Raw genomic sequence first — 13,312 nt, 5'->3', positions numbered from 1 at the left:
TACCAGATGTTTTCCGCTCCGTTTCCGGCGCTTCGTTCATCCAACTCGCTGGTGTCTTCTGCGGCTTGATGCCCCGTCCGACGTTTCAAACTCTATCCGATCCCTGCTCCGAAAAGCGAATCGGCCGCAATCCAATAAAACGAACACACCGATATACACACCGAGTCTTGCCCGCACATGGCAAGCCGACCCGGCCCGAACCGGGACGTGGTGTTTCGAAAGGATTGGCCGCCCCGGGACCGTCCGCGCCGATGCGTGTCCGGTGCTCCCTGCCGAGCGACTGGCTGACAGTACCCCTCCTCGGCGCCCGAAACAAATGCCCGGCCCGGGGCGCGTGCCCGCCGAGGTCTCGCACGGAACAACGGAACAGACGTGCTCGACCTCGGCGGACGCAACCCCTACGAACGCGACGCGCAGGCTCAGCCGACGGCGCCGAGGATCGGCGCCCATGCGGCACCGGTGAGTGCGGCCACCGCCTGCGGCTCGGAGAGCGGAGGAGCGGGACGGGTCGGCTTCGGCGTCTCGGCGCCGGTGCCGCCGCCGGTGCTGTTCCACTGCACCATCTGAAGCTGCGCGCCGGTCGACTTCAGGGTCACCGTCACCGTCCAGCGGCGGGCGGTGTCGGGACGGACCGGGTGCGCGGCCGCGTTCTGCTGGAACATCACCAGGGCCCCGCCGGGAATCTCGGCGCTGCTCGGCAGCTCGCTCATCTTGCAGGTGTCACCGTCCTTCTTGGGCTGCCACTCGCAGCTCAGCCCGTCGCCGTCCTTGAGCGGCAGCTGGAGCCGCACGGCCGAGACACCGACGAAGGCGGCGCCGTGCCCGTCGTCGAGGACCAGTCCGCCGTTGGCGACGCGCCCGTTGGACGGGTCCGAGGGGTTGTTGCTCTGCCCGCTCTCCGCGCTGAACCGGCCCCCGGGGAACGTCGCCTCCAGGGCCTGGATCATCTGGGTGTCGGTGATCGCGGAACGCGGCATCGCCATCGCCACGATCCCGATGTCGGATCCTTCGGAGTGCATCCCGGTGAGCACGTCGGGGATCACCACGCCGGCTGCCGCGATCACGGCGCAGGCGCCGACCCCGGCGATGACGCCCGCCGTACGCCGACGCCGGCGGCTCCGCCCGCGCTGGACGGTTCCGCTCAGGAGCGCGGTGAGGTCTGGTTCGAGGGAGTCGGTCGTGCGGTCCAGGGCGTGTGCGAGGTCTGCTTCGAACGGCATGCTGGCGTCACCTTTTCTGTCGCTGATGCTGATGGGGGCTTTGCGGCGGTGGACCTGGTCGCGCACCGGTGCTCAGTGCGCGACCAGGTCGGACAGGCTGTCGCCGAGCAACGCACGCAGCTTGCCGAGTGCCCGGGTGCCCTGGGAGCGGACCGCGCTGCTGCTCAGCCTGAGCATCCGGGCGGTCTCCTCGATGCTGCGGTCCTCCCAGTAGCGCAGCAGCAGCACCGCCCGGTCGCGGGGCGGCAGTTGGCCGAGCGCGTCCAGCAGGGTGAGCCGCAGCGCGGTGTCCGGGCCCGCCGCCGCGCTGTCGGGCATGGTCCCGATGGGGCGCTCGCCGCTGCTCCGCCGACGCCGCAGGCTGAGGAAGGTGCGGACCAGGACCGTCTGGGCGTAGGCGGCCGGGTTGTCCGCCTTGGCCACCCGCTTCCAGTGCACGTACACCCGGCTGAGGGCTTCCTGGACCAGGTCCTCCGCCAGATACGTGTCGCCTGCGGCGAGGACGTACGCGGATCGGTACAGCGCCTTCGCCCTCGCGGCCGCGAACTCCAGGTACTCATCCTCCTGTGCTGACTTCACTCGGTTCCCGCCTGTTCCCTTGTCCTGTGATCCCCGTGCATACCCCTCATGACTACGTAAGGCGTCAGCATGTCGCGCGGGCGAGGCACCTTCTTTTTTTCACCGGCCTTTTTTCACCGGTGCCGCGTCGACAGCCCTCCACGGACACCCGCGTCTCCCCGTGGCCGACCCGTGGCCGACCCCTGGACGGCCCCCGAACGGCCCCGGCCAGGGGTGATGCGGTCGGTATCATGCGCCCGGGGGTTCATTGCAGGCAGAGGGGAACGGTCGGTGGGTGGGTTGCGGTTCACGGTGCTGGGACCGATACGGGGGTGGCGGGACGGCGGCGAGCTCGCGCTCGGGTCGCCGCAGCAGCGGAACCTGCTGCTCTCGCTGCTGCTGAGGGCCAACCACCCCGTGTCGACCGGCCAGCTCGTCGACGACCTGTGGGGCGAGGAGCCGCCCGCCAAGCCCATGGCCGTGATCCGGACGTACGTCCACCGGCTGCGCCGCATCCTCGGGCCTGCCCCGCTGACCTCGCTCAGCGGGGGCTACCTGCTCACCGTGGATCCGGGGGAGCTGGACATCCACCGCTGCGAGGAGCTCGTCGCCACGGCGAAGGAGCTCAGCGGCGCCGGGGAGCACGCCCGCGCCGCCGCCGCGCTGCGCCTGGCGCTGGCCCTCTGGCAGGGCGAGCCGATGTCCGGGCTCTCCGGCCCCTACGCCGAGCGGCAGCGCGGCGAGTGGACCGAACGCCGGGTGACCGTCCTGGAGTCGTGTCTGGAGGCCGAGGTCGAGGCCGGACCGTCCGGCGAGGCCGTCGCCGAACTGACCGCAGTGGCGGCCGAGCACCCGCTCAGGGAGCGGTTCTCCGAGCTGCTGATGCTCTCCCTCTACCGGTCCGGGCGGCAGGCCGAGGCCCTGAGCGTGTACCGCGAGACGGACCGGCGGCTGCGGGCGCAGCTCGGCGTCGCCGCCGGGCCCGGTCTGCGCGAGTTGCAGCGCCGGATCCTGGTGGCCGACACCGCCCTCGTGGCGCCCGCGCCGCCCCGGCCCGACATCACCACCACCACGGCCCGCCCGCCGTACCACGCGCCGATCCGGCCGACCCAGGTACCGGCCGACCTCGCCGACTTCACCGGCCGCGAGGCGCAGACCGAGGCGGTGCGGGCCGTCCTGCTCGCCCCCCGCACCGTGCCCGTGGCGACCGTGTCGGGCCTGGGCGGCATGGGCAAGACGGCCCTGGCCGTCCATGTCGCGCACGGGCTGGCCGCCGACTTCCCCGACGGCCAGCTCTACGTCGACCTGCACGGGGCCGACGGCCGCCCGACCCCGCCCGAGGAGGTGCTGGGCGCCTTCCTCCGCGCCCTCGGCGTGCCGGCGGAGGCGCTGCCCGCCGGGCTCGCCGAACGCTCCGCCCAGTTCCGCTCGCTGCTCTCCGGCCGACGCGTGCTGATGGTCCTCGACAACGCCCGGGACGCCGAGCAGATCAGGCCGCTGCTGCCCGGCCGGCCCGGTTGCGCCGTGCTCGTCACCAGCCGGGCCAGGCTCGGTTCACTTCCCAACGCGCACGTCGTCGAGCTGCCGGCCTTCGCCCCGGAGGAGGCCCTCGACCTGCTCGGCCAGGTGGTCGGCGGGCAGCGGCTGCGGGCCGAGGCGGACACGGCCAGGGAGCTCGTGCGGCTCTGCGGCCACCTCCCGTTGGCCGTACGCATCCTCGCCGCGCGCCTCTCCTGCCGGCCGGGCTGGACCATGGCCCGGCTGCTCGACAAGCTGTCCGAGAATCGTCGCCGGCTGGACGTGCTGCGCACCGAGGACCTCGCCGTCGAGTCGGCGTTCCGCTTCGGCTACGACCAGCTGACGCCCGACCAGGCCCGTGCGTTCTGTCTGTTGGCGGTGCCGGACGTGCCCGACCTGTCGCCGGGCGCGGTCGCGGCGGTGCTCGACCTGCCCGAGCACGAGGCCGAGGAGCTGGCCGAGTCGCTGGTCGACTGCTCGATGCTGGAGACCGCGCCGCCGGACCGCTACCGGTACCACGACCTGCTGCGCGCCTTCGCCCAGCGGCTCACCCCGGACACAGCTGATACACCGGATACAGCTGATACAGCAGCCGACGTCGAGGCCGGCGCGGGCTCGGCTCCGGAGGCGGACCGCCCGGCCGCCGTCCTCACCCGTCTGGTGATCCGCCAGCACACCGAGACCGTCGCGGCCCTCGGCCCGGCCGCCACCCGCGCGGCCCTGGCCGGCGCCGGGGCACCGTACGCTCCCGACTGCCGCGCGGTGGCCCGCGGTCGCGGCGAGTACCAGGGCATCGGCGCTCTGGTCGGCCAGTACGCCGGGCTCCCCCGGCCGCCCCGGCTCGATCTGGTGGCCGAACTGCTGCTCGGGGGCAGCCTGTTGTGCGAAACCGGCCAGGCCGCCCGGCCGCTGGGGCACGCGGCCAAGGTCCTGCTCCAGGCCGCCGTCCGGCAGGGCGACCGGACGGCCGAGGTCAGGGCCCGGCTGGTGCTCGGCCGGCTGCTGACCGAGGTCGGCTCCGAGCCCGCGGCCCTCGGCGAGCTGCTCAGGTCCCGCGACCTGTGCATCGCCCACAACCTGCCGGGGCCGCTGCTCGCCCTGGCCCACGCCTCGCTGGCCGCCCTGTTCGTCCAGGTCGGCCGGGCGGGCGACGCGGTCGACGGCTTCGCGGCGGCGATCGCGGTCTGGGAGCGGCTCGGCGACCGGCGCTCGGTGGCGGGCGAACTGCTCAACCTCGCCGGTGCGTTCACCGAGCTCGGCCGGCCCGAGGCGGCGGTCCGCGTCGTCGACCAGTCCCTGCTGATCTGCCACCAGCTCGCCGACCACGAGCTCCAGGCGCTCGCCCTCGACTCGTTGGGGACGATCGCCCACGATCGCGGCGAGTTCGAGCAGGCCCTGCGCCACCACCGCGGCGCCCTCGCCCTGCTGCGGCCGGACGACCGGCGCCGGACGGGCCGTACGCTCCTGCGGCTCACCGAGTCGCTGCGAGCCGTCGGCCGCGGCGACGAGGCGGTGGAGGCGGCCGACCGGGCGGTCGAGGTGCTGACGCTCGACGGCGACCGCCGGGGGCGGGGGCTGGCCCTGGCGGCGCTCGGTGACGCGCTCGCCGACCGCGGCGGCGCCGAGGACGCGGCCCGGACGTGCCGGTCGGAGGCCTACGACATCCTGGCCTCCATCGGCTCCCCCGAAGCCGACCGGCTGCGCGCCCTGATCGGCCTCGGCGGGGCCGCCGACCGTCCCCGCCGGCAGTGGCCGTCCTGGCTGCCGGCGTGATCCTCCCCTCACCCCGGGGGTGTTCGGCTGCCGGTCGGACGGCTCAGGACAGCGCCCACACCTGGTTCTCCGCGTTCGAGCAGGCCGCCACCCTGACGTAGTAAGCGACTCCGTCGGACGTCAGGCAGCCCTTGGTGGTGCCGTTGACGATCTGGTAGCCGCCCCGAACCGGCACGAAGGACCAGAGCTGGTTGTCGTTGTACGGCGGGCTCGTCCAGATCTGCACGCGCCCGTCGCCCGTGTCCAGGTCCAGCACCTTGGTGTAGTTGCTGGAGGCGTTGCGCAGGAAGTACTTCCCCTCGGAGACCTTTTCCAGCCGCCACACCTGGGCCGGCGTGCCGTTGACGTTGAAGGTGCCGACCTGGTTGCCGTCCCGATCCATGGAGTAGGAGTTGTCCAGCGCGCCGTTGACGCCGGTGATCTTTGTCTGGGAGGGCAGCTGCGGCTGCGGTTTCGGCTCCGGTGTGGGCGGCGTGGGCGGCGTCGACGTCGCGGACGGCGTGGGCGTGGGCGGTTCGTGGGAGGCGGGCTGAGACGGGACGGCGGAGGTCGGCGCGGGCGAGGCGGGGTTCTGGCTGGCGGTGGGCGCGGCGGAGGCCGAAGGGGACGCGGCGGGGGCCGGGTTGGGCGTACCGGGCCGGACGGGCGCGGTGGGGGTCTGGCCGCCGGTGGCCGTGGCGGAGGTGGGAGGGGACGCGACGGTGCCCCGGGTGGGCGTACCGGGCCGGACGGGCACAGCGAGGTCCTGGCCGGCGACCGGCGCGGGTCCGGCGCCGGGCGTGGGGCTCCCGCCCGCTTCCGGTCCGGCCGACGGCACCGGGGTCGTCGGCTGGGCGGGTTGCTGTCCGGCGGGTTGGAGGTCGGCTGCCACCGCCGCGGGAACGGCCGGGCCCGAGAGGCCGGCCACCGGGCCCGCGACGGCGGCGGCGTCCGGAGCGTCGTCCTCGTCGGACCGGATCACCGTCGCTCCGGAGGCCCCGACCACGCAGAGCAGCGACAGCGCCGTCACCCCGATCAGCCCGCGCAGGCGGAACCTGGCCCACGGTGTGCGTCCGGCGACCGGCCGGGGCCCGACCGGAGCCGGCGGCGCCGTCTCCTCGGCCGGTGCGAGGGCGTCCCGTACCGCCGCGGCCATCGCCGCCGCGTCGGGCCAGCGCTCGCCGGGCTCCTTGGCCATCGCCCGCTCGACCAGCGCCCACACCGGCGCGGGCACGTCCTCGGGAAGCGGCGGCACGGGCTCCGTCAGGTGCTTGAGGATCAGTTCGAGGGCGGTCTCCCCGTCGAAGGGGAGCTTGCCGGCGAGGCATTCGTAGAGGACGACGCCGAGTGCGTAGAGGTCCGCCGAGGCGGTGACCGTCCCGGTGGAGGCCTGTTCCGGCGCCTGGTAGGCGGCGGTGCCGAGCACCATGCCCGGTACGGTCAGCCGGGCGTCGCAGCCGGGCCGGGCGATGCCGAAGTCCGCGATCACCGTCCGGTCGCCGCGGACCATCAGGTTGGCCGGTTTGATGTCCCGGTGGACCACCCCGGACTCGTGCGCGGCCTCCAACCCCTCCAGCACCTGGAGCGCCATCCGGAGGGTCTCCTCCACCGGCAGCGCGCCTCGGCGTTCCAGCACGGCGCTCAGCGGTTCCCCGTCGATCAGCTCCATGACGAGGTAACCGACCGAGGGCCGTCCGTCCACGGCGCTGTGCCCGTAGTCGTACACGCCGACGATGCCCGGGTGGCGCAGCTGCGCCATGACGCGGGCCTCGGCGTGGAAGCGTTCGGCGAAGCCGGATTCGTCCAGCAGGGCCGGCTTCACCACCTTGACCGCGACCCGGCGGCCCAGGACCTCGTCCTCGGCGAGCCACACGTCGCCCATCGACCCGCCGCCCAGCAGGTCTACCAGCCGGTAGCGGTCGGCGAGCACGGTGCCGCGCATGATACTCCCTGAATCAAGCCCGAGGACCGGAGCGAATCCGGAGACCGGCCCGGTTCCATGGGCGCACCTTGGTCCGGGGCGCCCTCCGAGGATCATGACACCGGCAAAACAACTACTGGCTTTCCATCATATGAAGCACGGTCGACTCAAGCCATTCCCGCCCCATACCCCGCCCCACGCCCCCGCGTCTCGACGCCCGTCTCGACGCCCGCGTTGACGGCCGGGTGGGTCGCCGCAGCCGGCCGGGTGGGGTGGCAGGCGCCCTCCCCCAGCCGCGACCGGCCACCGGTCACCGGTCCACTCGAACGAACGCCGCCGTCGAGCCTCGCGGAGGCCGTCGGCGGGGAGGCGGCTCATCCTCGCCCCCGGACAGCCGCGGAGCAGGCCGTCCAGGGCACCCGAAGCGCCGGGCCGACTTCTCGCGCTTCTCGCGTCAAAGGTTCGTAGCAAAATTACCTGTCACTGGAATGCAGGTCACCGGGCCTTTTCGCATCGCGCCCCCGCACCGGCCGACCTAGCGTGGTTCGCGGCGCTCCTCCCCGACATTCCTCGCCGCACGCGAGCCATGGGACCGAGCCGCGGATCCGCCCGAGCACAGCTTCAGCGGCACACGAACAGATGAATTCAGAAAGGCTCAACCATGGGCTTCAACCATGTCGACGCGGTGATGGCCGTACCCGACAAGCCGAACCAGTTCTGGGTGTTCTCCAACACCGACTACCGGCGCGTCGAAATCACCGTGACGAGCAGCCACCCGTACCCGGACAAGCTCATCCTCAAGGGCACCATCCGCGAGGACTGGCCCAGCCTGTCGGACTTCGCGAAGATCGACGCCGTCATGAAGGTCCCGGACGGCAGCAACGAGTACTGGGTCTTCTCCGGCGACCGGTTCGTGCGGATCAACGTCGCCAACGGGGAGCCGCACAAGGACACGAAGACCTACGGTCCGGCGCCGCTGAGCGAGTGGGAAGGCCTCACCAAGGGCTGACGGCCGCCTCGGGTGCCCGGACCGCACCTGGCCCGCCGCACCCAGCACTGGACGCCCGGCCGGGCCGACCCCGGCCGGGCGTCTCACGTACCCGTACGTGCCCCGAGCCGTCGATCCCTTCGTCGGCCCCATCTCCCCGCTCATGTACACCTGCTCCGATCGGAGACCTGCCCATGGGTCAGTTCGTCACAGACGTCAACGTCCTGGTCGCCTACGACGACCCGGTGCGAAGTCCGTTCCACACGCCCACCGGGTGGGAGTGGATCGACGTCGATCTGAACAAAGGCGCACGCGGCGCCTATCTGTACCTCGTCTTCGAACGGTCCGCCGAGGGCCGGCCCGTCACCGGCATCCGCGTCCTCCAGGACGACGAGAAGCCGCCCGCCGGCTACCAGAAGCTGCCGGTCGACCTCAACAGGGGAACCCCCGTGCACGACAAGGCCCTGTTCCTGGCCGCCACCCGCCAGGAAGGGGCAGGCCGGCCCATCGTCGACCTCACCGTCGCGCACTGGAAGGTCGGATCGCAGGAGACCCCTCCCAAGACGGGCTACACCCGCGTCGACACGGATCTCAACAAGGGCGCCAAGGGCGACTTCATCTACCTCGACTACCTCCGGGCCACCGAGAACGCACCCTCCGGTTCGCCCGCCACGCCGGACCAGGAGAACGCGTGAACACTCCCCACTCCCCGCAGAGCGCTCCGTCGCTGCCGAAATCGCTGCTGGAGGCCCTCAAGCGCAAACCCCGCCCCGGCGGTCTGAAGGCTGTCCGACACGTGGTCTTCCTGATGCAGGAGAACCGTTCCTTCGACCACTACTTCGGCAGCAACTTCCGAGGAGTGCGCGGGTACGAGGACCGCAACCTCGTCACGTTCCCCGGGTCCGGCGGCCGCACCGTCCTCGACCAGCCCGACCCGGACCACCCCTCCAAGCCCCAGAGGCCCTACCAGCTCGGACCGGACCAGGCTACGACCGAACCTGCGTCCCACAACTGGCCCACCGGCCACCAGGCGTGGAACAACGGCCGCTACGACCAGTGGATCAAGGCCAAGGGAACCGTCACGATGGGCTACTTCGACCAGCCGGAGGTCGTCGGAACCTACCGGGCACTGGCCGAGAAGTTCACCGTGTGCGACGCCTACCACTGCTCGGTGATGAGCGAGACCACCTCGAACCGCAACTACCTCTTCAGCGGATTCGGCGGCTGGGAGCCCGACGGGTCGCGGGTCACCGGGTCGGCCGCGCACGACCGCGAGAATCCCGATGCGACCTACGCGGGGGACCGGGCGCTCGGGTACAACTGGTCCAGCTACCCCGAGATCCTGGAGGTCAACAACGACCCCTTCGGATCCGACAGGATCAGCTGGCGCGTCTACCAGGGCTGGGACAACTACTACGACAACAACCTGGACTTCCACGCCGAGTTCAAGCGGGTCTTCCAGACCGTGCTGAAGAGCGCCGAGCTCGACTACCTGAGCCTGTACGACTTCTACAAGGATCCGAAGCGCGTGCGCCCGGAGGACGTGGAGGCACTCGCCAAAGCCGTCGCCGACCTGCCGCCGGCCGACCGGAGCCTCTACGACCGCGGGCTCTTCCGCTGCCCGCCCCCGCCGGACTCGAAGCAGAACCCGAAGAACTACCGTGACTTCGTCTACGCGTTCGCCCAGGACGTGGCGGCGAAGAGGGTCCCCCGGGTCTCGTACCTGGTGCCCTCGGACGCGGACTCGGAGCACCCGGGCGACGGCGGTTCGGCCCCCATGACCGGCGAGGAGGTCGTCTGCCAGGTCCTGGACGTCATCGCCTCCGACGAGGACCTGTGGAACTCCACCGTGCTGTTCATCAGCTACGACGAGAACGACGGCTTCTTCGACCACGTGCCGCCGCCGGTGCCCCCGCAGGGCGTCGACGACGAGTACGTCGGCGACCAGCCCATCGGTCTGGGCATGCGCGTGCCGATGATCGTGGTCTCCCCGTGGACCGTGGGCGGCTACGTCAACTCCCAGGTCTTCGACCACACCTCACAGGTCCGGTTCCTGGAGGAGTGGTTGGGCGTACGGCAGCCCGCCATCAGCCGCTGGCGACGCACCGTGGCCGGCAACCTCACCTCGGTCTTCGACTTCGACCGCACCGGCGACCCGCCACCGCAACCCACCGACCCCACCCGGCGCCTGGCCCGCCCGCTGCCGTACCAGCCGGACGCCCACGGCGCCCTGGACCAGCAGCAGGGCGCGTTCGTCCTCCAGCCGATCAACACCGGCGCCGCCTCCGTACACCTGACCCTGTACGACAACGTCGGCGCGTCCGGCGCCTACGACGCACCTCGGCACTTCGACGTGCTCGGCACCACCGCGCCCGCCACCAAGGTGCCGGTGCGCGAGGGAAGTTACGACTTCTACCTCACCGGCCCCAACGGATTCCGCCGCGAGTTCGCGGGGACGGCCGCCGGGGCCGCAGCCGATACCTCCGTGGCCACCGCCATCGCCGCCACCCCGAAGCGCACCCTCACCCTGACGATCACGTCGCCGAGCGCCACGCCGCAGGCCGTCACCCTGGCACCCCGGCACTACAGCACCGCGAAGGCGCTGACCGGGACCGTCGTCACGGGCAAACCCCTCGTCCTCGTCTGGGACACCGAGGACGCCGACGGCTGGTACGACCTGGACCTCGCGATCGCCGAGGACACGTCCTTCCGCCGCCGTCTCATGGGCCACGTCGAGAACGGCCACCCGAGCATCAGCGGCTGAGCGCCGACGAGGCCGGCGCCTGGGTGCGGCGCCGGCCTCCTCGGGTGTGGGGTGTCCTACCGGCGGCCGCGGGCCGGTGCGGGGTTGAGCTTGGCGCTGAGCACCGACAGGAAGGTCGGGAGCCTGTCCACCGCGGTCTTGGGGACGGGGGTGACCTGGACGGTGTCCCGGACCACGTCCTGCACGACGAGCTTGTAGGTGCCGCCCTCCTCGACGAGTTCGGCGGCGTAGAGCAGCGTTTCTTCCACCAGGGGTCCCTCCGGTTGTCTGTCGTACGGCGGGTCAGGAGCCGTTGAGCCAGGCGTTCCACGCCTTGGTCGCCTGCTCCTCGTCCGCTCCCTCGGCGAACAGGTGGTGGCCCAGCCAGATCGGCCAGTTCCAGGAGCTGCCGTTGTAGAACCGGTACAGCGCGTCCGGGCCGCGCAGGCCGATGAAGTCGGCGCTCAGGTAGTCCACGACCACCTCGTCCGGGCCGCCGTCCGCGCCCGGGCGGTCGAGGGACAGCCGATCGCCGACGGCCGCGTCGTCGGCCAGGCCGAGACGCCGGCGCAGCGTGGCGAAGTCGGCGGGGTCGGCGGTCGGTCCGGGCCGGGCGGCCTTGACGTAGACGGCGGTGCGGTCGGCGAAGTGCGTCAGGTACTGGGCGAGGCTGTGCTGGTAGAGGTCGACGTGCTTCTCGGCCGCGTCCGCCCTGGTGTCCCAGCCGTCGTCGACGACGCCCTCGTGCACCCAGTGGATCCCCATCCGCAGGTGGCTCGACGTGCCGTCGGCCGCCTCGATGTGGTAGCTGAGGGTGTTCGAGAAGCCGCCGTCCCTGGTCGCCCGGACGGCGAAGTGGTGCGGCGGTTCCCAGGCCACGACGGTGCCGCCGCCGCGGGAGACCGTCCCGCCGACGTGCGGCTCGACCTCCATGGGGTACAGCCAGCTGAGGTTGCCGGCGCCGGTGGCGATCGCCTGCCAGACCTTGTCCGGTGCGGCGGGCAGGTCCTGTTCCCGGCGCACCTGGAACTCTCGGGCCATGGTCGGTTCTCCTTCGCAGTCGATGGGGTTGTCGTTCGGTGGGGTTGTCACTCGATGGGCTTGTCGTTCAGTAGGTGAGCGGCAGTGCGCACAGCCGCCGTTGCAGCGGGTTGGGCCGCCAGTCGAGGACCGTCTCGTCGGCGAGCCCGAGACGGGGGAGCCTGCGGACCAAGGTGCCGACCGCCAGTTCGGTCTGGAGCTTGGCGAGCGGTCCGCCGAGGCAGAAGTGCGGGCCCGTGCCGAAGGTCAGGTGCCGGTTGCGGGTGCGCGTCAGGTCGAGTCGGTCGGGGTCCTCGAAACGGTACTGGTCGCGGTTGGCGGCGCCGAGGAACAGGTACACCAGCTCGCCCTCGCGCAGCGTCCGCCCGCCGATCTCGACATCCTGCGCGACGACCCGGACGATCGCCTGGGTCGGCGTGTCGTAGCGGGCCAGCTCCTCGACGGCGGTGCGGATCAGTGCCGGGTCCTCGCGCAGCCGGGCCAGTTGGTCGGGGTGGCGCAGCAGGGCGAGGGTACCGTTGCCGATCAGGTTGGCGGTGGTCTCGTCCCCGGCGGTGATGAGGACGAAGCAGGTGGACAGCAGTTCGGAGTCGGTGAGCCGGTCGTCCGTGGCCTGGGTGGTGACCAGGGCGCTGATCAGGTCGTCGCCCGGGTTGTCGCGGCGCTGCCGGATGAGCCGGGACAGGTACTCCTCGTACTGGTCGACGGCGGCCTCGGCCTGCTCGATGTCGGCGGTCAGGTTGCCGAGCCGGCGGAACCAGGTCTTGACCTGGGGGCGGTCCTCGGGCGGGATGCCGAACAACTCGCAGGCGACGGCCAGGGGCAGCGGGGAGGCGACCGCCTCGATGAAGTCCATGGCGGGCCCCTGGGCCACAGCTCGGTCGATCAGGTCGTCGACGACCGTCTGGATGCCGTCCCGCAGGGCCTCGACCCGCCGGGCGGTGAACGCCCGGTTGACCAGCTTGCGCAGCCGGGCGTGGTCCGGCGGGTCGGTGTTGGTCATCACCCGGCCGAGCCGGTCGGTGAGCCGGCTCAGGGCCTTCAGGTTGCCGCCCAGGCCGCCGAGGGCCCGGGTCATCCGGTCCCGGTCGTTCGACAGGCGCAGGTCGCTCAGGGCGGCGTCGACGTGGGCGTACCGGGTGAGGTACCAGATGCCCTGGTCGCTGCGGTGGACCGGGCTCTCGTGCCGCATGCGGGCGTAGTAGGGGTACGGGTCGCGGCGGGCCTCGGGCGTGTACAGGGCCGCGGCGAGGTCGCCGGGCCCGGCCGGGCCCGCGGTGGCGCGGGCCTCGGCCGGGGTGTCGGACGGGGTGTCGGCTCCGAGGGTTTCGGTGGAGGTCACGTCGGCCGCGCTACTTCCGGGCGTCCATGGCGTCGGCGAGGCTCCTGGGCCGCATGTCGGTCCAGGACTGCTCGACGTACTCCAGGCAGGCGGTGTGGCTGTCGGGGCCGTGGGCGACGGTCCAGCCCTCGGGGACGTCGGCGAACTGCGGCCACAGCGAGTGCTGGTTCTCCTGGTTGACGAGCACGAGGAAGGTGGCGTCCTGGTCGTCGAACGGGTTGGTCATGGG

11 protein-coding genes are annotated in these 13,312 nt (G+C 72.0%); 4 read left to right on the top strand and 7 right to left on the bottom strand.

The genetic code is table 11. The features are described 5' to 3' along the window. Positions 1 to 419: 419 nt before the first annotated feature. Positions 420 to 1,220, bottom strand: a complete 801-nt coding sequence (locus AB0R04_RS33180; RefSeq protein WP_363377320.1) for a hypothetical protein — start codon at positions 1,218 to 1,220, stop codon at positions 420 to 422. A 72-nt stretch (positions 1,221 to 1,292) separates the two neighbouring features. Beyond that, entirely contained in the window at positions 1,293 to 1,799 is a 507-nt protein-coding gene (locus tag AB0R04_RS33175; protein ID WP_363377319.1) for a SigE family RNA polymerase sigma factor, read from the bottom strand. A gap of 291 nt (positions 1,800 to 2,090) precedes the next feature. On the opposite strand from AB0R04_RS33175, the gene AB0R04_RS33170 reads away from it, so the two are divergent. Beyond that, entirely contained in the window at positions 2,091 to 5,069 is a 2,979-nt protein-coding gene (locus tag AB0R04_RS33170; RefSeq protein ID WP_363377318.1) for a BTAD domain-containing putative transcriptional regulator, read from the top strand. Positions 5,070 to 5,112: 43 nt separating this feature from the next. Here AB0R04_RS33170 and AB0R04_RS33165 read toward each other — a convergent pair whose 3' ends face one another. Beyond that, complete coding sequence (locus AB0R04_RS33165) at positions 5,113 to 6,990, bottom strand: protein kinase (protein ID WP_363377317.1); 1,878 nt, start codon at positions 6,988 to 6,990, stop codon at positions 5,113 to 5,115. Between the two features lie 640 nt (positions 6,991 to 7,630). Between AB0R04_RS33165 and AB0R04_RS33160 the strand changes: the two genes are divergently transcribed. The 3 genes from AB0R04_RS33160 (at position 7,631) to AB0R04_RS33150 (ending at position 10,721) form a co-directional block, all read left to right on the top strand. Then, positions 7,631 to 7,978 (top strand): hypothetical protein, encoded by a 348-nt coding sequence (locus AB0R04_RS33160; RefSeq protein WP_363377316.1) that lies wholly within the window; start codon positions 7,631 to 7,633, stop codon positions 7,976 to 7,978. 173 nt (positions 7,979 to 8,151) lie between these two features. Then, positions 8,152 to 8,652 carry a hypothetical protein gene (locus tag AB0R04_RS33155; protein ID WP_363377315.1) on the top strand — a complete coding sequence of 167 codons (501 nt, stop codon included), beginning with the start codon at positions 8,152 to 8,154 and terminating at the stop codon, positions 8,650 to 8,652. Continuing rightward, positions 8,649 to 10,721, top strand: coding sequence for an alkaline phosphatase family protein (locus tag AB0R04_RS33150; RefSeq protein WP_363377313.1), 2,073 nt, complete (start codon positions 8,649 to 8,651; stop codon positions 10,719 to 10,721). The genes AB0R04_RS33155 and AB0R04_RS33150 overlap by 4 nt, the downstream gene beginning before the upstream one ends. 56 nt (positions 10,722 to 10,777) lie before the next feature. Here AB0R04_RS33150 and AB0R04_RS33145 read toward each other — a convergent pair whose 3' ends face one another. The 4 genes from AB0R04_RS33145 to AB0R04_RS33130 all read right to left on the bottom strand — a co-directional run bounded on the left by AB0R04_RS33145 (position 10,778) and on the right by AB0R04_RS33130 (position 13,309). Beyond that, positions 10,778 to 10,969, bottom strand: coding sequence for a hypothetical protein (locus AB0R04_RS33145; RefSeq protein ID WP_244293816.1), 192 nt, complete (start codon positions 10,967 to 10,969; stop codon positions 10,778 to 10,780). Positions 10,970 to 11,003: 34 nt separating this feature from the next. Further along, complete coding sequence (locus tag AB0R04_RS33140) at positions 11,004 to 11,741, bottom strand: SRPBCC domain-containing protein (protein WP_363377312.1); 738 nt, start codon at positions 11,739 to 11,741, stop codon at positions 11,004 to 11,006. 67 nt (positions 11,742 to 11,808) lie between these two features. Beyond that, the gene (locus AB0R04_RS33135) at positions 11,809 to 13,083 is read right to left on the bottom strand and encodes a cytochrome P450 (protein WP_363377311.1); all 1,275 of its coding nucleotides are present in this window, start codon (positions 13,081 to 13,083) and stop codon (positions 11,809 to 11,811) included. Positions 13,084 to 13,093: 10 nt separating this feature from the next. Then, a complete protein-coding gene (locus AB0R04_RS33130; protein ID WP_363377310.1) occupies positions 13,094 to 13,309 on the bottom strand; it encodes an MbtH family protein in 216 nt (71 codons plus the stop codon). Positions 13,310 to 13,312 lie beyond the last annotated feature (3 nt).

The organism is Kitasatospora sp. NPDC056731, from assembly GCF_040687675.1.
GTDB lineage: Bacteria > Actinomycetota > Actinomycetes > Streptomycetales > Streptomycetaceae > Kitasatospora.
Note: the sequence above shows the minus strand (reverse complement) of the source record. Positions and strands in the feature narration are given on the sequence as shown.